The 18,840-nt window shown below is 60.9% G+C and carries 19 protein-coding genes; 2 read left to right on the top strand and 17 right to left on the bottom strand.

Annotation, left to right across the window (positions count from 1 at the left end):
• Positions 1 to 21: 21 nt before the first annotated feature.
• The 6 genes from gspF to SPHFLASMR4Y_RS15105 form a co-directional block, all read right to left on the bottom strand.
• The gene (gene gspF / locus SPHFLASMR4Y_RS15130; RefSeq protein WP_089134287.1) at positions 22 to 1,245 is read right to left on the bottom strand and encodes a type II secretion system inner membrane protein GspF; all 1,224 of its coding nucleotides are present in this window, start codon (positions 1,243 to 1,245) and stop codon (positions 22 to 24) included.
• The gene (gspE, locus tag SPHFLASMR4Y_RS15125; RefSeq protein WP_089134286.1) at positions 1,238 to 2,791 is read right to left on the bottom strand and encodes a type II secretion system ATPase GspE; all 1,554 of its coding nucleotides are present in this window, start codon (positions 2,789 to 2,791) and stop codon (positions 1,238 to 1,240) included. The genes gspF and gspE overlap by 8 nt, the downstream gene beginning before the upstream one ends.
• Positions 2,791 to 4,938: a type II secretion system secretin GspD gene (gene gspD, locus SPHFLASMR4Y_RS15120; RefSeq protein WP_089134285.1), complete on the bottom strand. Its 2,148-nt coding sequence runs from the start codon at positions 4,936 to 4,938 to the stop codon at positions 2,791 to 2,793. Before gspD ends, gspE begins: the two co-directional genes overlap by 1 nt.
• Complete coding sequence (locus SPHFLASMR4Y_RS15115; protein ID WP_089134284.1) at positions 4,938 to 5,735, bottom strand: type II secretion system protein N; 798 nt, start codon at positions 5,733 to 5,735, stop codon at positions 4,938 to 4,940. The genes gspD and SPHFLASMR4Y_RS15115 overlap by 1 nt, the downstream gene beginning before the upstream one ends.
• Positions 5,736 to 5,855: 120 nt before the next feature.
• Complete coding sequence (locus tag SPHFLASMR4Y_RS15110; RefSeq protein WP_089134283.1) at positions 5,856 to 6,503, bottom strand: HAD-IA family hydrolase; 648 nt, start codon at positions 6,501 to 6,503, stop codon at positions 5,856 to 5,858.
• Positions 6,500 to 7,420, bottom strand: coding sequence for an SMP-30/gluconolactonase/LRE family protein (locus tag SPHFLASMR4Y_RS15105; protein WP_089134282.1), 921 nt, complete (start codon positions 7,418 to 7,420; stop codon positions 6,500 to 6,502). Before SPHFLASMR4Y_RS15105 ends, SPHFLASMR4Y_RS15110 begins: the two co-directional genes overlap by 4 nt.
• A gap of 86 nt (positions 7,421 to 7,506) precedes the next feature.
• Here SPHFLASMR4Y_RS15105 and SPHFLASMR4Y_RS15100 point away from each other — a divergent pair, with 86 nt between their 5' ends.
• Positions 7,507 to 8,940: an NAD-dependent succinate-semialdehyde dehydrogenase gene (locus tag SPHFLASMR4Y_RS15100; RefSeq protein ID WP_089134281.1), complete on the top strand. Its 1,434-nt coding sequence runs from the start codon at positions 7,507 to 7,509 to the stop codon at positions 8,938 to 8,940.
• Between the two features lie 196 nt (positions 8,941 to 9,136).
• Positions 9,137 to 10,783 (top strand): thiamine pyrophosphate-binding protein, encoded by a 1,647-nt coding sequence (locus tag SPHFLASMR4Y_RS15095; protein ID WP_089134280.1) that lies wholly within the window; start codon positions 9,137 to 9,139, stop codon positions 10,781 to 10,783.
• Between the two features lie 10 nt (positions 10,784 to 10,793).
• Here the strand turns inward: SPHFLASMR4Y_RS15095 and SPHFLASMR4Y_RS15090 are convergent, their stop codons facing one another.
• The 11 genes from SPHFLASMR4Y_RS15090 to SPHFLASMR4Y_RS15040 all read right to left on the bottom strand — a co-directional run bounded on the left by SPHFLASMR4Y_RS15090 (position 10,794) and on the right by SPHFLASMR4Y_RS15040 (position 18,839).
• Positions 10,794 to 11,390 (bottom strand): hypothetical protein, encoded by a 597-nt coding sequence (locus SPHFLASMR4Y_RS15090; RefSeq protein ID WP_089134279.1) that lies wholly within the window; start codon positions 11,388 to 11,390, stop codon positions 10,794 to 10,796.
• A 77-nt stretch (positions 11,391 to 11,467) separates the two neighbouring features.
• Complete coding sequence (locus SPHFLASMR4Y_RS15085) at positions 11,468 to 12,421, bottom strand: glutaminase (protein WP_260806998.1); 954 nt, start codon at positions 12,419 to 12,421, stop codon at positions 11,468 to 11,470.
• A complete protein-coding gene (locus tag SPHFLASMR4Y_RS15080) occupies positions 12,414 to 12,851 on the bottom strand; it encodes an EVE domain-containing protein (RefSeq protein WP_260806997.1) in 438 nt (145 codons plus the stop codon). Before SPHFLASMR4Y_RS15080 ends, SPHFLASMR4Y_RS15085 begins: the two co-directional genes overlap by 8 nt.
• A 73-nt stretch (positions 12,852 to 12,924) precedes the next feature.
• Positions 12,925 to 13,494, bottom strand: a complete 570-nt coding sequence (locus tag SPHFLASMR4Y_RS15075; RefSeq protein WP_089134278.1) for a fasciclin domain-containing protein — start codon at positions 13,492 to 13,494, stop codon at positions 12,925 to 12,927.
• 177 nt (positions 13,495 to 13,671) lie between these two features.
• The gene (locus tag SPHFLASMR4Y_RS15070; protein ID WP_089134277.1) at positions 13,672 to 14,253 is read right to left on the bottom strand and encodes a fasciclin domain-containing protein; all 582 of its coding nucleotides are present in this window, start codon (positions 14,251 to 14,253) and stop codon (positions 13,672 to 13,674) included.
• 124 nt (positions 14,254 to 14,377) lie between these two features.
• Entirely contained in the window at positions 14,378 to 15,145 is a 768-nt protein-coding gene (locus SPHFLASMR4Y_RS15065) for an SDR family oxidoreductase (RefSeq protein ID WP_089134276.1), read from the bottom strand.
• A complete protein-coding gene (locus tag SPHFLASMR4Y_RS15060; protein ID WP_089134275.1) occupies positions 15,142 to 15,513 on the bottom strand; it encodes a dihydroneopterin aldolase in 372 nt (123 codons plus the stop codon). Before SPHFLASMR4Y_RS15060 ends, SPHFLASMR4Y_RS15065 begins: the two co-directional genes overlap by 4 nt.
• 37 nt (positions 15,514 to 15,550) lie before the next feature.
• Positions 15,551 to 16,435, bottom strand: coding sequence for a class I SAM-dependent methyltransferase (locus SPHFLASMR4Y_RS15055; protein ID WP_260806996.1), 885 nt, complete (start codon positions 16,433 to 16,435; stop codon positions 15,551 to 15,553).
• Positions 16,428 to 17,831 (bottom strand): threonine synthase, encoded by a 1,404-nt coding sequence (thrC, locus tag SPHFLASMR4Y_RS15050; RefSeq protein ID WP_089134274.1) that lies wholly within the window; start codon positions 17,829 to 17,831, stop codon positions 16,428 to 16,430. The genes SPHFLASMR4Y_RS15055 and thrC overlap by 8 nt, the downstream gene beginning before the upstream one ends.
• A gap of 13 nt (positions 17,832 to 17,844) precedes the next feature.
• Positions 17,845 to 18,450, bottom strand: a complete 606-nt coding sequence (locus tag SPHFLASMR4Y_RS15045) for an SURF1 family protein (RefSeq protein ID WP_089134273.1) — start codon at positions 18,448 to 18,450, stop codon at positions 17,845 to 17,847.
• Positions 18,447 to 18,839, bottom strand: coding sequence for a DUF983 domain-containing protein (locus SPHFLASMR4Y_RS15040; RefSeq protein WP_089134272.1), 393 nt, complete (start codon positions 18,837 to 18,839; stop codon positions 18,447 to 18,449). The genes SPHFLASMR4Y_RS15045 and SPHFLASMR4Y_RS15040 overlap by 4 nt, the downstream gene beginning before the upstream one ends.
• Position 18,840 lies beyond the last annotated feature (1 nt).

The following is an 18,840-nucleotide window of genomic DNA, read 5'->3' as shown; positions in this document are numbered from 1 at the left end:
AATCATCCCTTTATTCCGGCCCTATAGTCCTGCCAGCTTCTGAAGCTGCAAAATCGGTAACAATATCGCCAATATCACCAGCGCGACCAGCCCGCCCAGGGCCACAATGATGATCGGTTCCAGCAAGGACAAGGCCGTAGAGCTAAAATTGTCAAATTCCCGCTCCAGATAGCTTGCTGCCCGCGCCAGCATGTCGTCGAGCTGTCCCGAAGCTTCTCCGCTGGAGGTCATATAGACGAGCATTGGCGGAAACACCCCGGTATTTCTGAGCGCCGTCGACAGGCTGCCGCCGCCTCTAATGGCTTCCACCATATCTTCAGACGCCTTGCGCAACACGCTGTTATGAATAGTCTCGGTAGTCAGCCGCAGCCCCTCGATAATCGGCAGGCGGCTGGCCACCATGGTCGACAATGTCCGCGCCAGACGCGCCGCGTGCAAGTCCCGCAGCAGACGCCCGAAGAACGGCAGGCGCAGCAGGAAGCCGTCAAAACGATATTTGAGTTGCGGCTCCTTGAGCGCGCGCCAGCCAATCAGGATCGCTACGCCGATGGCCATCGCGAGCGCCCACCACCAGTCGGCGAGAAAATCGGATATTCCGATAACAATCCGTGTGACCAGCGGCAGTTGCTGGTTCACATCGTCAAACTGTTCGACCACCTTGGGCACGACCGCGATCATCAGCAGCGCGACGACGATGATCGAAACCAGCGCCAGCACCGCCGGATAAGCCAATGTACCGATCAGCTTGCCGCGCAATTCGGCCTGCCGCTCGAGCAGATCGGCCAGTCTTTCGGTAATGTCGGGCAGCGTGCCGGAACTTTCGCCCGCCGCGATCATCGCCCGATAGAGCGGCGGAAAGCTTTTCGGCTCCCGGCGCATCGCCTCGGAGAGACGCTGGCCCTCAACGACTCCGCCATGCACGGCCGCGATCCGCTGCTGGACATGCGGCTTCTCATTCTGGTTGCCGATCAGGCGCAGCGCCTCTTCCAGCGGGCTGACCTGCACCAGAGAGGAGAGCTGCCGGGTGAACAGGGTCAGTTCCTTGGATGTCAGCTTTTTCGGACCGAGCAGACTCGTTGCCTGTTTGCCCCCGTCGCGCGATTTCCCCTGCGCCGCTTCCATCCTGACGACATAGAAATTGCGCTCGGCCAGTTTCGCGCGCGCCGCATCATCGCTGGCAGCGGTCAGCCGTCCGGTCTTCTCGCGCCCCTTGGGGTCGATCGCGCTATAGGCAAATTCAGGCATCGACCGCTTCGCTTTCGCGCCGGGAGATACGGATCGCTTCCTCGGGCGTCGTCAAGCCATCGCGAACCAGCGCCCGCACGGCGACACCCAGATGGGGCTGGTTGCGGAAGGCATGGGCGGTGATCGCCGCCTCGTCGCCACCATCATTGATCAGCTTGCGCAAGGTCTCGTCGATCCGGATCGCCTCGAACACGCCGATGCGGCCCTGGAAGCCGGTCTGGTTGCAATGTTCGCAGCCCGTTTCCCGATAGACCACCGTGCCATTGTCAAAGCCGAGCAGCGAGGCCAGACTGCCATCCGCCTGGATCGGCGTGCGGCAATGCTCGCACAGCCTGCGCACCAGTCGCTGGGCAATCACCGCGCGCAGCGTCGAGGCGAGCAGAAACGGCTCCACCTTCATATCGCGCATACGGGTGATCGCGCCCACCGCGTCATTGGTGTGCACGGTGGAGAGTACCAGATGGCCGGTCAGGCTCGCCTGCACTGCGATCTCGGCGGTCTCCCGGTCGCGGATTTCGCCGATCATCACCACATCAGGGTCCTGCCGCAATATGGCTCTGAGCCCGGCGGCAAAAGTCAGGCCAACCTTCGCATTGACCTGGGTCTGGCCAATGCCCTCGATCGCATATTCCACCGGATCCTCGACCGTCAGGATATTGCGGCTGCCGTCATTGAGCTGCTTGAGCCCCGCATAGAGCGTTGTGGTCTTGCCCGAGCCGGTCGGGCCGGTCACCAGGATGATGCCATTGGGCTCGCTCAGCGCATCGCTGAGGATCGCATGGGTGCTCTCCGACATGCCGAGCAGATCGAGCGATATCCCCGCGCTTTCCTTGTCGAGTATCCGCATCACCACCCGCTCGCTGGCGCGATTGGGCAAGGTGGAAACGCGAACATCCAGCAGTTTGCCGCCCAGCGTCAGGCTGATCCGGCCATCCTGCGGAATGCGCCGCTCGGCAATATCCAGCCGCGCCATCACCTTGATCCGGTTGACGATCACGCCGGCGACATGCGGCGGCATGCGCAGCTTCTCGGTCAGCACGCCATCAACCCGCATCCTGACCACAAGCCCGGTCTCATAAGGTTCGATATGGATGTCCGACGCGCCCTGCCGTGCCGCCTCGGCGATGATCCCGTTGATCAGCCGGATGGTCGGCGCATCATCGGCGCTGTCGAGCAGATCCTCTGCGCTCGGGATATCCCCGGCAATATCGTCCAGCCCCTCGCCCGCCAGCGCCATATCACCGGCCATGGCCGCAGCCGAACCGTCCATCGCATAATGGGCCGACAGCAGCTTCTCGAACGCCGGCCCGTCGACCATGTCCACGTCAAAGGGCAAAGCCAGATAGCGCCGCACCTCCAGCAAGGCGGACGGGTCTGAGCCTTCGCGAAGAGCGATCAGCGGGCGCTCACCATTGCGATCCTGAACCAGCAGGCCATGATCACGGGCATAGGAATATGGCAGGTCCCTGGCTGCTGCCAGCGGCAGACCCGCAGAGTCCCGTTCCGCTTCAGCAATCACCGCCTCTGTCCCCCGGGCGATTTTCATTACCGCTTCCCGTCAGCCTCGCTTGGGGGCACCGGTGCCTGCTCGATCATACCGCTGTCACTGACCGCAGACCGGTCGCCAGGCGCATAGATGATCTGGTCATCCGGACGCGGTTTGACCGTCGGCGGAACGGTTCCCAGATAATCGCGAACCAACGCGTCAATGGACGGCTCGCTATCGGGATTGCGGCTGAGCTGCCGGTCGCGGATATAATCATAACGCGCGCTGGAGAACCGCCGGGCGTCATTGGGGTCCTTCAGGATCGTCGGACGGATGAAGACCATCAAATTGGTTTTGACCCGCGACCGGCCCCGCGAGCGGAACAATTCTCCGAGAAGCGGGATGTCGCCGAGAAACGGGACTTTCTGGATGGTGCGCCGCTCATTATCATCGAGCAGCCCGCCGAGCGCGATAATCTCGCCATCGCCAACGGTCACGGTGGTGTTGATTTCCCGCTTGTTGATAATCAGCTCGTTGAAATCGTCGGAAACCGGCCCGGCGATCGAACTGACCTGCTGGCGCAATTCCATCCGCACTTCATCACCGGCATTGATCTGCGGCGTGACTTCCAGCTCGATCCCGACATTCTGCCGCTGGATCGTGCGGAAGGCGTTGTCGAAATTGCCCGACAGGGCCTCGCCGGTCGAGACCGGAATTTCCTGGCCAAACAAAATGCTACCCTTGAGATTGTTGTTCACCGTCAGCGAAGGCGTCGACAAGACATTGCTGTCCGTGTCGGATTGCACCGCATTGATGATCGCACCGAGCACGGCGCTCCCGCCCAGGCTGGTCGCAAATCCGCCAAAGCCGCCGCGCGCTGCCAGTACCGAATCCGCTGCATTCTGCCGCAACGCATCACCGACCGAACTGTTCGTGGTCACGGTCGTCGCGGTATCGGTCGTGGTCGTCGTGGTGGTATCAAACTGGTCGGCCAGCAAGCCACCGGCGACATCGACGATATTGGGCGAGGCGTTCGAGAAATTGGTCACCGCAAAGGGCACATCTTCTCCGCCGACCAGCCATTGTACACCCAGTTCGCGGGCCAGAGATTCGGAAATCTCGACGATAATCGCTTCGACCACCACCTGTTCCTGCCGCGTATCGAGCTGGCGGATCAGTTCGCCAATCATCCTCTGCACGTCCGGATTGGCCGCGACGATGATCGCGTTGGTGCCTTCCAGCCGGGTGACAATCGCCGGCCCCCGGCTGGCAATGCCATTGCCACCGCCGGTTGCGACTGTCGCTGCCGTTCCGCCTTCACCGGCCGGCGCAACCGCTGCCGACGCACCGCCCGTTCCGCTACTGCCCAGCAGATTCTCGATCACCGGCATGAGATGTTCGGCATTGGCGTAGCCAAGCCGGTGGACGCGAATCTCGGTCCCCGATTCCGCACCCTTGTCCAGTTCACGCGCCATTTGTGCAAAACGCGCCACCGCGCCGGGATCACCACGCAGGGCGATACTGTTGCTGCTGTCGATCGGCACCACCGTCACCGGCGCGCGCAGCCCCTCGCCGCCGCCCTGTGCGGCAAGCGCCTGCAGCGATGTGGCAATTTCCCGGGCCCCGGCGTTTTTCAGCGTGATGATCGTGCTGGCCGCGCTGTCGCGGTCGATATCGCCAACCAGCGAGCGTATCCGGCGGATATTGTCGGCATAGTCTACGATCACCAGACTGTTCGCGTTGCGATTGGCCGTGATCGACCCCTGTTTGCTGACCAGCGGGCGCAGCGTTTCCAGCGCTTCGGTGGCGACAATCGATTTGAGCCGCACCACTTCGGTGACCAGCTGATTGCCTTCGGCACCGCGCGACCCGATCCGGCTCGGTTGCGAAGCCGCACCGTCGGCGGGCTGGATCCGATAGGCACCGCGGGTCGTCGGGATCGCGACCAGATTATTGGCACGCAGGGTCGACAGGAAAATCTCGAAATATTCCGAGCGGCTGAGTGGCCGGTCGGTGACCACCGAGACCTTACCCTGCACCCGGCTGTCGAGAATGAAGGTGCGGCCCGTGACCTTTGCCGCGTCCTGCACAAAGGCACGGATGTCGGCATCGCGAACATTCAGCGTATGCTGGGCCGACACGGGTGCCGCCGACAGGCCGGCACAAAGAGCGAGGACCGCTATGATCCGGGCGAAAAAACTACGCATTACTGGGCTCCCAGATTAACAGCGACCGGAACCGTATCGGCTCCGCGCTCGACTTCTACGGACAGGCGCGTGCCGGGCCGTATTTGACTTTTCAGCGTCTCGATATCGCTCGCTGATCCCACCGGATTGCCGTTGATCGACACGATGATATCGCCATTGCGGAAACCGGCGCTGTTGAACAGGCTGCCGTCACCCAGGGGCGACAACAGAATCCCGGTGACCCGGCCCTGTTCGTTGCGCGGGGCGAGCGAGGCGACACCGGCTATTTCCGCGCCGCCCGGAGTCAGCGATGCAGGCGTGACGGGATCGTCGGCGCCGATGGTCTGCGCGGGAATGGACTGGTCGAGATAGAGGCTTTCGCGCACGCCGCCGCGGTTGATGACCACATGGTCAAACGCGACACTGTCGAGTGTAACGCCGGACATGATCTCCTCGCCGACAGCATAATTGGCTTGCACCCCGTCCGGCCCGGACAGGATTGCCGAGCCCCGTCCCGATGCCTCGTTCATCCGGATGCCGAACAGTGTCAGTTGCAGTGACGTCACCACATTGGCGCTTTGCGTTGCCCCGTCCCGGAAAAACGGATCAAAGCTGCTGAACAGGGTGAGCCGCGATTGCGGGGACAATATCCGCACCTGATCAGCGCGATAATTGCCGACAGGGCCCAGCGGAGTGAGCACCAGCCAGGTCAGACGAACGGCCTGGATCAGCAGCAAGACCGCCAAAAGAAGGAAGAGAAACGGGTATGAACCCCTCTGGCTATACCAGCGGGCCACCGTGCCAAATCTGTCCGACAAGCTATTACCCACGAATCCCCGCAACCTTTGAACCCCCGTCCCGCTATAGCGGTTTCACGACCGTTCGACGACTCATTGGTGACGATTATATTACAGCTTTGCCACTATGTGCACCGGGCATCAGGGCAATCGCATGTTCAGCAGCGCACCGAGATCATCAAGCGCCTGTTGCTCGGCCGAGACCTTGATCGCCGCCATGCCAAGCGCTGCTGCCGGTTTGCAGTTGATTCCGAGATCATCGAGATAGATGCACTGCGCCGGATCGACATTCAGAGCCTCGCACATCATCTGGTAAATTCGCGGATCGGGCTTGCGCACGCCCGCCTTGCTGCTTTCGATGATATGATCGAAGCGCGCCATGATCTCGGCGACCGCAGACGCCTTTTCGTCATCCATCGCCATGCCCGCGCCCTTGCCGGCCGGGACATTGTTGGTGATGCAGGAAATCGCTAAGCCCTCGGCCTTTAACCGGTCCAGCGTAGCCACCATATTGGGCCGCACGTCACCAGCCAGTACGGCCAGCACGTCGGCGCCGCGCAACTCCAGCCCCAGGGCTTTCGCCTCCTCGGCAAAGGCTTCGTCAAAGCCGGCACCATCCAGTTCCGCCCGCTCGAACCGGGCCCAGGCATTGTCGTCGGGATTGGCGCTGTTGATCCGGCGCACGCTGTCCTGCGGCACGCCCTTTTCGGCCTCCAGCCGGTTAAACGCTTCAAATGGCGACGAAGTGATAACCCCGCCAAAGTCGAAAATTACGGTGGTGAATTTCATTTGTTCAGATATTCCAATTTCATTCCGGGCCGTTTCCAGCGGGTTTTGACCAGTTTTCCAGTTGCCGACAGACATATCCAGGCGTCCATCATATCCTCACCGCCAAAGCAGATATTGGTGGTAAAAATATCCGGCGTCTCGACAAATTCGACCAGCTCGCCTTCCGGAGAAATCACGCTGATGCCGCATTCCCCGATCGTGGCGACACAGATATTGCCGCATTCCTCCATCGCCAGACTGTCGAAAAATTTATAGCCAGAGGGACGGTAGAGCGGGATACCCGGACCGCCGGGGCCGGCGTCCGGCGCTACCTTGCCGGGCGCAGTGATATTGAATTTCATCAGCCGGCAGGTGAAGGTTTCGGCAGCATAGAGCGTATTGCCGTCCGGCGAGATTCCGACTCCATTGGGATTGTTGGACGGAAAGATCACCTCTTCCAGATGGCTGCCGTCGGCCTTGGCATAGAAAATCCCCACGATGTCGTGGCAACGCTTTTCATAATCGGTCTTACCATGATCGGTGAACCAGAAGCCGCCATGCGCGTCGAACTGGATATCGTTGGGCCCACGCAGGATGCAGCCGAAGTCGCCGTCATTATAAAGCGTCTCAACCTCGCCGGTCTCCGGGTCGACTCGCTGGATGCTACCGCCGGCATAATCTTTCGCAATGCCCGCCGGGGTCAGGAAGCCGTTCTCGTCCTTATATTCAAAGCCGCCATTGTTGCAGACATAAATTTTGCCATCCGGGCCCAGTGCTGCGCCATTGGGCCCGCCGCCGGTCTTGGCGACCAGCTGCTTGCTGCCATCGGGCAAGACCCGGGTGAGCTGTTGCGCCTCGATCTCGACCAGGATGACGCTGCCGTCCGGCATGGCTATCGGGCCCTCGGGAAAGCGCAGCCCTTCGGTGACTATCTCCATAAATCTATCCTCTCAAATTTTGTCACAGTCATTGCGGGATTCCGGCTACAAGTCTAGTGCTTAGGCAGAAGGTTACAGGAGCAACTATGTCCAACGCTTATCCCAGCAAATTGCAACTTCATATCGACGGCGAATGGATCGACGGCGCGGACCGCGACGTTCATCAGGTCGTAGATCCGGCGACCGGCGAGGCCATTGCCGATTTGCCCAAGGCGACGACAGCCGATCTCGACCGCGCCCTGAACGCTGCCGACCGTGCATTTCCGCTCTGGCGCGACACGCCGGTGGCCGAGCGCGCCGTGATTTTGCACAAAGCTGCAGAGCTGATGCGCGAGCGGGCGCCGGAAATCGGTCGCCTGATGACTTTCGAGCAGGGCAAGCCGCTGGCCCAGGCGGTCGGTGAAGTCACCGCCTCCGCCAGCCATTTCGATATCATGGCCGAAGAAGCGAAGCGTTGCTACGGACGCGTGCTGGTCCGCCCGGCGGGCCAGAACAGTTTCGTCAAATATCAGCCGGTCGGTCCGGTCGCCGCCTTCAGCCCCTGGAATTTCCCGGTTTTCACCCCCGTGCGCAAACTGGCTCCTGCCATTGCCGCGGGCTGCTCGATCATTCTCAAACCGGCGGAAGAAACCCCGGCCAGCCCGATCGAGATGGTCCGCTGTCTGATCGACGCGGGTCTGCCGTCGGGCGTCGCGCAGGTCGTCTTTGGCGATCCGGCCGAAGTGTCCAGCCATCTCATCGCCTCGGATGTGATCCGCAAGGTCAGTTTCACCGGTTCGGTCCCGGTCGGCAAGCATCTGATGAAACTCGCCGCCGAGGGCATGAAGCGTACCACCATGGAACTGGGCGGTCACGCGCCGGTGCTGGTCTTCGACGATTGCGATCTGGACAAGACGCTCGATCTGGTGGTCACCGGAAAATTCCGCAACGCCGGTCAGGTCTGCGTCTCGCCAACCCGCTTCTATGTCCAGTCGGGCATTTATGACCGGTTCGAGAAAGTCTTCACCGAACGCGCCCAGAAGGTCAGCGTCGGCGACGGCTTTGGCGCGGTCGAAATGGGTCCGCTCGCCAACCCGCGCCGGCCAAGCGCCGTGGGCGCGATGATCGCGGACGCGCGAACCAGGGGCGCGGATGTCCGGCTCGGCGGCGAACGGCGCGGCGAAAAGGGCTTTTTCTTTGATCCCACCGTGCTCTCCCACGTCCCGCTCGACGCCGATATCATGAACGACGAGCCGTTCGGCCCGGTCGCCGTGATGCGCCCCTTCGGCACGCTCGACGAAGCCATCGAACAGGCCAACCGCCTGCCGCTGGGTTTGGCGGCCTACGCCTTCACCGAAAATCTGCGCACTGCCAATCTGGTCGGTGACCGGATCGAGGCGGGCATGGTCGCGATCAACAATCTGACCGTCAGCCCGGGCGACGCGCCCTTCGGCGGGGTCAAGGAAAGCGGTCACGGATCGGAAGACGGGCCCGACGGGCTGAAAGCCTATATGGTCACCAAAGCCATCCATCAGGCATAGGCCTTTGGCGTGTCTCGGGCTCTCGGGATCTAAACACCCGGCATCGTCTATGACCGCGACAGCATTCAAAAGGACTCGCACGAAGCCACAAAGCGGATATGAGAACGTCGTTACTTCGTGACTTTGTGTCTCCGTGCGAGTCCTATAAACCAATAGCGCAGCTAAAGCTGCGGGTGAGATAGTGAGAGGCTAGGATATGAATAAACGCACAGGCGCGCAGATTTTGGTCGACCAGCTGGTCATCCAGGGCACTGACCGGATATTCACCGTCCCGGGCGAGAGTTTTCTCTCCGTCCTCGACGCCCTCCACGATTGCGGCACGATCGAGACCGTCTCCACCCGGCAGGACGGCAGCGCCGCCTTCATGGCCGAAGCCGACGGCAAGATGACCGGCGCACCCGGCATTGCCTTTGTCACCCGCGGTCCCGGCGCGACCAATGCCAGCATCGGCGTCCACACCGCGATGCAGGACAGCACACCGATGATCCTGTTCATCGGCGATGTCGCGCGCGATGACCGCGACCGCGAAGGCTTTCAGGAAGTCGATTTCACTGCGATGTTCACGCCGCTCGCCAAATGGGCGGCACGAATCGACAATGCTGCGCGCATTCCCGAATATATCGCCCGCGCCTTTGACACCGCCAGCTCGGGGCGTCCCGGACCCGTTGTGCTGGCGCTTCCCGAGGATATGCTGCGTGACGTGGTCGAGACGCTCGACCGGCCCAAAGTCGTCGCCCCGGCCCAGCCGCTCTGCCCCGACGCGATGATGACGCTCACCGACATGCTGCGCGATGCCACCGACCCGATCGCGATTATCGGCGGCGCGGGGTGGAGCGCCAAGGCCACCCATTACTTCGCCCAATATGCCGAGCGCATCGGCCTGCCGGTGGCGGTCGCCTTCCGGCGGCAAGATAATTTTCCCAATGCAAGTCCGGTCTATGCCGGCAATCTCGGCTATGGTCCCAATCCCAGGCTGACCCAGCGGATCAGGGACGCCGATATCGTGCTGGCGGTCGGCGCGCGCCTCGGCGAGGCGACCACCGATGGCTATACGCTGATCACACCCGACCATCCCGACCAGATACTCGTCCATGTCCATCCCGATCCCGACGAGCTCAACCATGTCTATCGCACCGATCTGCCGATCTGCGCCGAGATGGATGAATTCGCCGAACAGGCGGCGCTGTGGCAGGATGACCTGCTGACCTTCGACGCAGGCAAGGCCGCACATGACGATTATCTGGACTGGTCGAGCCCGCAACCCACTGCCGCCAAGCTCGACCTCGGCCTGTGCGTCGCCGCGATGCAGCAGCAGCTCCCCGCCGACGCGATCATCTGCAACGGGGCCGGCAATTTTTCCGGCTGGTGGCACCGCTACTGGAAATATGGCGCCTTCCCCAGCCAGCTCGCCCCGACCAGCGGCGCGATGGGATACGGCGTCCCGGCCTCGGTGGCAGCCGCCTTGCGCTTTCCCGACCGTATATCCGTGGTTGTTGCAGGAGATGGCGACTTCATGATGAACGGCCAGGAACTCGCCACCGCGATCCAGTATGGCGCAAATCTGCTGGTGCTGGTGATCGACAATGGCAGCTTCGGCACCATCCGCCTGCACCAGGAGCGCGAATATCCGGCGCGGCTATCGGCAACATCGCTGAAAAACCCCGATTTCGCGGCACTGGCAAAGGCCTATGGCGGCTGGAGCGCTACGGTCGAAAGCACCGAAGAATTCGCGCCCGCACTGGCGGATGCGATGAAGCACGATGGCCTGCGCCTGCTGCACCTCAAAACCGACGTGGAATTTTTGACCGCGGCGGGAGCGACGGTAAGCGGACTGCGGACTTAGCAGGCGATGGCTAGCTGACTGGCAGCATCTGCCGCCGCAGCAACACGAAGCCCACGAACAGAATACATGCCGCGCCGACGGCGGCAGGAAAGAGGACCGTCGTCCACGTATAATTTTCCAGCGCCGCGATAATGAAAGCGTTTCTAACGACCGCAATAGCAAAGAAAGCGATATTCTCTTCATGGGGCAATTCTCTGGCTTTCCTCACCGATGGCCCGAAGCCCAACAGGTCCACGATGGTGAGAACAAGGACCGCCGATAACGCCGTCGACGTCAGGAACCACAGCGGCAGCGCGCTCAGTGCCAGCACCAGAAACAGCCAGTCCGAAGGGACAATCGATCGATCCGATGATCTTGCCAGCGCCAAAAAGGCCACCCCGAATGTCAGCAGCCCCGACACCCCGATCGGCCATGCTCCGATACCGGCACCATCGGATAGTTGCGCGATGCACACCACGACCGTGCCCGCTGCCCAGATAAACCAGGAGAATACATGCGGCCGTGTCTCCCGCCGCCAGATCGAAACCATATAGGGAAGGAATGCGACAAAGGTGAGCAAGAGCGCGAGCGCGCCGAATATTTCTTTCCATAGCGAATCATCGGACATTCTTCTGGATAAACCGCCGCCGGAGCAAAAAACATCACGAATTCAAGGGGCGGCGCGCCGGATAGCGATCAGGCGGATCAGGCGAACACCGACCATCCGGTCTGCCGCACCAGTTCCTCCAGCGCGAAACCGCCGACCCGCGAGGTTCCTGCACGGTTCAGGCCGGGCGACCAGACCGCTACCGTTCCATGACCGGGCGCGACCGCCAATATGCCGCCGCCGACGCCGCTTTTTCCCGGCAGGCCGATGCGATAGGCAAAATCACCGCTATTGTCATAATGACCACTCGACATCATCACTGCCAGAATCCGGCGGCAACGCTGGCGGGTCACGACCTGCTCGCCGGTGACAGGATCGCGACCGCCATGGGCCAGGAACAATGCGGCGCGCGCCAGCTGGCGGCAGGTAACCGCCACCGCGCAGTGGCGAAAATAGGCAGCAAGTGCCTTTTCCACCGGATTGGCCATATTGCCGAAATCCGCCATGAAATGTGCCAGCGCACGGTTGCGCGAGCCCGATTCCGCTTCCGACAGGGCAACGGCGCTGTCGATCTGGATCGTGTCGTCCTGCGCGAGCCGCCGCAACATCGTCAGCAGCTCGACCACCGCCGGCTCGGCACCGTCGCTGTCGGCGCAATAATGTTCGACCAGATGATCCGTGGTGACGATAGCGCCCGCGTTGATCAGCGGGTTGCGCGGTATGCCCTGTTCGTTTTCCAGCTGGACGATCGAATTAAACGGCGAACCAGACGGCTCCCGCCCGACCCGGTCCCACAGCCGGTCGCCGACCGCCTTGAGCGCCAGCGAAAGCGTGAAAATCTTGGATATGCTCTGCATGGAAAAGGGTTCGTCGGAATCGCCAAGCGTTTCCATTCGTCCATCGGACAGCGCCACCGCAAGACCGAATTTGCGCGGATCGACACTGGCCAGCGCCGGAATATAGTCAGCGACCTTGCCGGTTCCGATTTCGGGAGCGACCGCCTGCTCGACCGCGTTGAGAATTTCCGGCCAGTCCGGATTGTCTTCACTCACCCGCCATCTCCAGTATCGCCTGCCATTCCTGCGCCGTCACCGGAGCCACCGACAAGCGCGTCTGCCGGATGATCGCCAGATCTTTCAGCTTGGGATTTTGCTTCATTGCCTTGAGCGGCACCGATCTGGCCAGTTTCCGAACCGGTTTTACCTTGACCACCACCCAGCGGTCCGGGTCGGTGGAGACATCAGCTGTGGCTTCTTCGCTCACTTCCATGATGCCGACCACATCCAGCCCTTGTCGCGAGTGATAGAAAAACACCTGATCGCCTGTCTTCATCGCCTTCATATTGTTCGACGCCTGCGCATTCTTGACGCCGTCCCATGTGCCTTCGCCCTCGGCGACCAGATCATCCCAGCCATATTCGTCCGGTTCCGATTTCATCAGCCAATATTGCGGCATGTTTCGCTCCTTGTCTGCTTTGAACATGCTAGCGGACAGCGCCTCAACAAAAAAGGCCCCGCATTGCTGCGAGGCCTTGTCTGTCGTTCCCTATCTGAACCTATTTGGGCATCAGCGCACCATCAATGATGTGAAGCGCTCCATTGGTCGATTCGATATCGGCCTGCGTAACGTTGATCATGTTGCCGGCGCCATCTTCCAGAATGATCTTGTCGCCGTCCATGGTTGCCTTGATCGCATCGCCCTGCAATGTGGTGATGCTTGCGGTACCATCGCCATCGGCAATCGCCTTGGCAATGTCGGCCGAGGTCATCTTGCCATCGACCAGGCTATATTTCGTGATGCTGACCAGTTCATCCTTGTTATCCGATTGCATCAACGCGCTCAGCTTTTCCGAATCCATTGTGTTATAGACCTCGTTGGTCGCTGCAAAAGCGGTGTAGGATCCATCGCTGTCGAGCTCGGCTCCCACGCCGGAAAGACCCAGCAAGGTGCTCGCGGTGCTGAGCTCGGGATTGGCCTGCAGAACGGCGATCAGATTGGTCGGCTTCTGTTCGTCGGCCAGACGTGTGTCGAGGATCGCCTGCTCCTCCTCGCTCAGCTCCGAAGAGCAAGCCGGCACCAATGCCAGGAGAGTGGAGGCCAGAATGATTTTGGGGGCGTTAAACATGAATTTCCTTTCTTGTAATCAGTCCGCTCGCGGCACCATGCGAGCAAGCGGTGATGAAATTCGAAGGCGCGGGTTACCGTCGCCTGCAACAGAAAGAAACCCACAAAAACCCCAATGGAAAAGGGCTCCGCCTGTCGGTGAAGCCCTTTCCGGTCCATCCTAGTTCAGGGGATGGATTTATCCCGGCATGACCACGGTATCGATCGCGTGGATAACCCCGTTGGACGCCTCGACATCGGTCATTATGACCGTCGACTTGCCGCCGGCAGCATCTTCGAGAATGACCGAATCGCCGTCCAGCATGGCTTTCAGCTCGCCGCCCTGCACGGTGGTCAAGGTCGCGATGCCGCCGCCATCGGTGATTGCCTTGACGACATCAGCCGCCTTCAATTCGCCTGCGACCACGTGATAGGTCAGCAAAGCGGTCAGATCGGCCTTCATTTCGGGAGTAAGCAAGGCGCTCAACGTGTCTGCATCAACCTTGGCGAAGGCATCATTGGTCGGTGCAAAAACGGTAAATGGCCCCTCGCTGGCCAGCGTCGTGGCAAGGTCAGCCGCCGTTACTGCGGTCACAAGTGTCGAAAAATCAGCATTGCCTACCGCAACATCGACAATGGTTCCGGCTTCGGCGGTCGTCGCCGAATCCATCATTGCGTCGGCGGCTCCTTCATCAACCGCAGCCTGGGGCGCTTCGGTAGAGCAAGCCGCAAGCGCGATAACGGCCGTTGTCGTCAGTATCATTTTGGGGGAAATACGCATGATAAGCCTTTCAAAATTGCAGATTTATCCCTGCCAATCGCAAGGGCGACCAGCGTTCGGATATAGGCAAGATGGGGCATATCAGGGCCGCTGCACACCTGTCCTTTGAGGCGTATCGGGCTGTTCAGTCCTTGCCAAGATGGACGAAGTCGCGCTCGAAGCTCTTCAGGCTGGCACCACCATCGATGTGGACGATCTGCCCGGTAACCGCTTTGGCGTGGGCCAGATAGAGGACTGCGTCGGCAATATCCTCCGGGTCGGGAAGGCGGTCGAGCGGCATCATTGCAGTGATATTGGCAAGCTGCTCCTCGCCATATTCCCCCGCCGTCAGCGTCAGACCCGGCGCAACACCATTGACGCGGAGCCTGTCAGCACAGGCCACAGCCAGCGAACGGACCGAACCGGCCAGAGCCTGTTTTGACAGTGTATAGCTCAGCTGGTCGCGATTGGGGTTGCGAATGCGCTGGTCCAATATGTGTATCACGCAGGCCCGTTCGCTATCCCCGGACCGGCGCCGGTGAAGAGCCGTGGCCAGCAGCACCGGTACCATGCTGTTGACCCGCAGATGCTCCTGCAGATCCTGTTCCCGGATTGCGGCAACATCATCCTGACCGAAGATCGAAGCGCTGTTCACGATCAGGTCCGGCGTCCGGCCAAAATGATCGACAACAGCGTCCATCAGCCTGTCGGCGGCCCCCTCATCCAGAAAATCCTGCTGGAAACCGGACCATGGACAATTCGTATCTTCAAGCTTTTTGGCCAGCCCGGCTTCGGGGACAGCATCGCTGTTGCCATGCAAAGCCAGCGCATAGCCGGCATCGGACAGTCGTGCGGCGATCGCCGCACCGACCCGCTTCACGCCACCCGTGACGAGCGCCAGCGGTCTGGTCATTTCCGGCCCCGGCTAAGCGTGATGCCGATCTGCTCCCCTTTTTCGGAGATCAGCAGCTTGACGATCTTCACCGTGACCCGGAGAATATTCTTGTCCTGCAGGAACAGCGTCTCGATGATATGATCGGCCACCGCCTCGATCAGCTTGAAATGCACGCCTTCGGGCAGCGCATCCGAGGCGGCATGTTTCAGGTCCATATAATTTTTCGAATGGTCGAGCGGCGTGTCCGCTTCGTAGCGCTCCTGTACCTTCAGTTCGGCGGCGATCGAAATACGCAGCGGCTGCGGCAAATGCGTCTCTTCGGAATAGATTCCGGTGAGCACGTCGACATCGAGATCGTTGACCTCCAGAAGCAATGTGTCTGTCATAATGAATATCTGACCATGTTAGCGGGTAAATGGCAAGTCAGGCCGACCAGCGCGCAAAAATCGCTGTCGGCAGGAGCATGCCCCTGGCTTCTTCCCGGACGGCCAGCTCTCCGACCTCGATAGTCCCGCCAAGATGGGCCAGTTTCTCGTTCAGCAGCGATCCGAGCGCGAGTGCCGACATGCGTACAGCATAGACTGTCAGAAACAGGCAGCGGCTATCGCCATCGAGCAATTTTCCGCAATTCTCGACCAGTCCGGCGAGATGCTCTTCAAGACGCCAGATTTCACCATCCGGACCACGGCCATATTTTGGCGGATCCATCAGGATCGCATCATAGCGCCGTTCGCGCCGGACTTCCCGGGCGGAAAATTTGGCGGCGTCATCGATGATCCAGCGGATCGGACGATCGGTCATGCCGGACAGCGCCGCATTGTCGCGTGCAGCGGTCACCGATTTTTTCGATGCATCGACATGCACTAGATTGGCGCCGGCTGCCGAGAGCGCCAGCGTACCGACCCCGGTATAGCCGAAGAGATTCATCATCTGCGGCGATTCGACATCCTGCAAATTGCCCCGGAACCAGCGCCAGACCGGGTCCATATCGGGAAAATAGGCGAGATGCCGGAAAGGGGTGCACTGGGCGGTGAAGCGCACCTCTTCCCAGTCCATCTGCCAGCCTTCGGCCGGAACATTTTTGCCCAGATGCCAGCGCCCGCCACCATCGTCGTCGGATGCGGGAATAAACTCGCCATCCGCTTGCCAGTCGTCGCTTGCAGGGGCCCACATCGCTTGCGGCTCCGGGCGAATGAAATGATATTTGCCGTAACGCTCCAGCTTACGGCCGTGACCGGAATCAACCAGCGCATAGTCGCTGCGCGGGTCGCTGATCATCAATATGGGAGCGGCGCTGGTTTCAGCCATCGGTGGGCGTGGCGTTGGACATGACAAATTCCTTCACCGCGTCATAGTCACCCGGCAGTTTCGTATATTTTTCCTCGCGGTCGAAAAGGTCGCCCACTCGCCGTGGCAGCGCCGGACGGATACCGGTTGCCCTTTCCACCGCATCGGGGAATTTTGCCGGGTGGGCCGTTGCCAGAGTAACCACCGGAACCGCCGGATCGAGATCGGTATTCTGTGCCGCCGAAAGGCCGATGGCGCTATGCGGATCGATAATCTGTCCCGCCTTGTCCTGCGCCCAGCGCATCGCCAGCGCCATATCATCCGGATCGACGCGGTGGCTGGTGAACAGCGACGCCGCCTTGTCCCGCATGCCGGTCTCCAGCTGCATCCTGTGGCTGTTTTCGAAATCGGCCATACGCGCCGCGGTTTTGCTGCCGTCGCGGCCTTCCAGGTCGAACAGCAACCGCTCGAAATTGCTGCTGATCTGGATGTCCATCGAAGGCGCCGCGGTCGGCGTCACGGTGCCGGTGGAATAGTCCCCCGCGCTCAGCGCCCGGTGCAGGATGTCATTGACATTGGTAGCCACGATCAGCCGCTCGACCGGCAGTCCCATTTGCGCCGCGACATAGCCGGCGAAGACATCGCCGAAATTGCCGGTCGGCACCGAAAAGGCGATCTTGCGATACGGCGCGCCCAGTTGGCTGGCCGCATAGAAATAATAGACGACCTGCGCCATCAGCCGCGCCCAGTTGATCGAATTGACCGCCGAAATCGAGAATCGGTCGGTGACGCCCTGATCCGCAAACATCCGCTTCACCATCGCCTGCGCATCATCGAAGCTGCCGTCGATAGCGATATTGTGGACATTGGGTGCGCGTACCGTGGTCATCTGCCGCCGCTGGACATCGGAAATCCGGCCATCGGGATGGAGCATGAAAATATCGACCTTGTCCCGCCCCGCCAGTGCGTCGATCGCCGCCGAGCCGGTGTCACCGGAAGTCGCCCCGACCACCGTCAGATGCTTGTCCTGCCGGGCCAGGAATTTTTCGAAAAACAGGCCGAGTATCTGCAGCGCGACATCCTTGAATGCCAGGGTCGGGCCGTGGAACAGTTCGAGCAGCCATTGCCGCCCGTCAAGCTGAACCAGCGGCGTTACCGCAGCATGGGAAAAACGGCCATAGGCCTGTTCGCACAAATCCCGCAATTCCGCTTCGTCCAGCGCGTCGCCGACAAAGGGCTGCATCACCCGGACGGCAACCTCGACATAGGAAAGCCCCGCCATGGCGGATATGTCCTCGTGGCTGAACGAAGGCCATGACTCGGGCACATAGAGCCCGCCATCGCCAGCCAGTCCGGCCAGGGTTACTTGTTCGAAATTCAATGGCGACGCAGCGCCTCTGGTAGAGATATAGTCCATGATGGCGAGCGGGTTAGGACAAGTTGCCGGATTGGGCAACGCTCTTGTTGCGACCGCGTAACGCCAGCAGGAAAATCACCAGCGCGATAGCCGCAAAGAGAAACCACTGCACCGCATAGGACATGTGATTATTGGGAACATCTTCCAGCGCCGGCGGCTGGCTTTTCTGCAGCCCCGCCACCGGTTCGCTGGCCACAAGACGGATGACATACTGGCTGTCCGGGGCAATGATGCCATCAACCGTGCCGCCCGACCATTGCGGATTGTCCGGCCGGGTCGACCAGCCGGCAACGACTTGCGCGCCCGGGCCTTCCGCCCCGGCGGTGCGGCACTGGGCAATATGGGCCCATCCCGACTGGCCGCTGGCGTTGCGGCCACTGGTAGAGCGCCAGCCGATGACTTCCAGACAGTTGACGCTCGATTTCCGGAAATAGGGCGCGTCATCCTCGTCGGGTACGGCCGGATAGGCAATAGCGGGCAAATCCGATGCAGCCGCGTAGGTAGCCAGCAGACTGTTCTTCCATTCGGCCCGCTGCAGCTGCCAGATGCCAAGCCCGGTCATGATCGCCACAGCGGCGAGGACCAGGATCGTCCCGAGGATCGGCAAGCGCCTGGTCATGGGGCCTCGCCACCGTCGATACTGCCTTCCCGGGCCTGATTACGATGTTCGAGAATCAGCAACAATGCCTTGGACACGCGCAGAGAACCAACCACCGCGGCGACGGTAAGCGGAACCCAGAGCATGATATGCACCCAGATCGACGGATGGAAATTCGCCTCGATTGCAAGTGCCAGTCCCAGGATCACGGCTCCGACAATCAATGTCAGAAAGGCCGCCGGACCGTCCCCGACATTATACACGCTATAGTCGAGTCCGCAGGCCCGGCAATTGTCCGAGAATCTCGTCAGATTGGCGAACAGCGTCTTTTGCCCGCAACGGGGGCAGAGACCAAAAAGGGCAGCAGGAAGAACATCCGGCTGCCCTTTTTCATTTTCGGTATCGGTCAAC

Source organism: Sphingorhabdus sp. SMR4y (assembly GCF_002218195.1).
Taxonomy (GTDB): domain Bacteria; phylum Pseudomonadota; class Alphaproteobacteria; order Sphingomonadales; family Sphingomonadaceae; genus Parasphingorhabdus.
This window is presented reverse-complemented; position numbering and strand designations above follow the sequence as displayed.

What these genes read in the sequence shown, in the direction of transcription:
- gspF (WP_089134287.1), bottom strand. Translation starts at nt 1,245, where the DNA reads ATGCCTGAATTTGCCTATAGCGCGATCGACCCCAAGGGGCGCGAGAAG.
- gspE (WP_089134286.1), bottom strand. Translation starts at nt 2,791, where the DNA reads ATGAAAATCGCCCGGGGGACAGAGGCGGTGATTGCTGAAGCGGAACGG.
- gspD (WP_089134285.1), bottom strand. Translation starts at nt 4,938, where the DNA reads ATGCGTAGTTTTTTCGCCCGGATCATAGCGGTCCTCGCTCTTTGTGCC.
- SPHFLASMR4Y_RS15110 (WP_089134283.1), bottom strand. Translation starts at nt 6,503, where the DNA reads ATGAAATTCACCACCGTAATTTTCGACTTTGGCGGGGTTATCACTTCG.
- SPHFLASMR4Y_RS15105 (WP_089134282.1), bottom strand. Translation starts at nt 7,420, where the DNA reads ATGGAGATAGTCACCGAAGGGCTGCGCTTTCCCGAGGGCCCGATAGCC.
- SPHFLASMR4Y_RS15100 (WP_089134281.1), top strand. Translation starts at nt 7,507, where the DNA reads ATGTCCAACGCTTATCCCAGCAAATTGCAACTTCATATCGACGGCGAA.
- SPHFLASMR4Y_RS15095 (WP_089134280.1), top strand. Translation starts at nt 9,137, where the DNA reads ATGAATAAACGCACAGGCGCGCAGATTTTGGTCGACCAGCTGGTCATC.
- SPHFLASMR4Y_RS15090 (WP_089134279.1), bottom strand. Translation starts at nt 11,390, where the DNA reads ATGTCCGATGATTCGCTATGGAAAGAAATATTCGGCGCGCTCGCGCTC.
- SPHFLASMR4Y_RS15080 (WP_260806997.1), bottom strand. Translation starts at nt 12,851, where the DNA reads ATGTTCAAAGCAGACAAGGAGCGAAACATGCCGCAATATTGGCTGATG.
- SPHFLASMR4Y_RS15075 (WP_089134278.1), bottom strand. Translation starts at nt 13,494, where the DNA reads ATGTTTAACGCCCCCAAAATCATTCTGGCCTCCACTCTCCTGGCATTG.
- SPHFLASMR4Y_RS15070 (WP_089134277.1), bottom strand. Translation starts at nt 14,253, where the DNA reads ATGCGTATTTCCCCCAAAATGATACTGACGACAACGGCCGTTATCGCG.
- SPHFLASMR4Y_RS15065 (WP_089134276.1), bottom strand. Translation starts at nt 15,145, where the DNA reads ATGACCAGACCGCTGGCGCTCGTCACGGGTGGCGTGAAGCGGGTCGGT.
- SPHFLASMR4Y_RS15060 (WP_089134275.1), bottom strand. Translation starts at nt 15,513, where the DNA reads ATGACAGACACATTGCTTCTGGAGGTCAACGATCTCGATGTCGACGTG.
- SPHFLASMR4Y_RS15055 (WP_260806996.1), bottom strand. Translation starts at nt 16,435, where the DNA reads ATGGCTGAAACCAGCGCCGCTCCCATATTGATGATCAGCGACCCGCGC.
- thrC (WP_089134274.1), bottom strand. Translation starts at nt 17,831, where the DNA reads ATGGACTATATCTCTACCAGAGGCGCTGCGTCGCCATTGAATTTCGAA.
- SPHFLASMR4Y_RS15045 (WP_089134273.1), bottom strand. Translation starts at nt 18,450, where the DNA reads ATGACCAGGCGCTTGCCGATCCTCGGGACGATCCTGGTCCTCGCCGCT.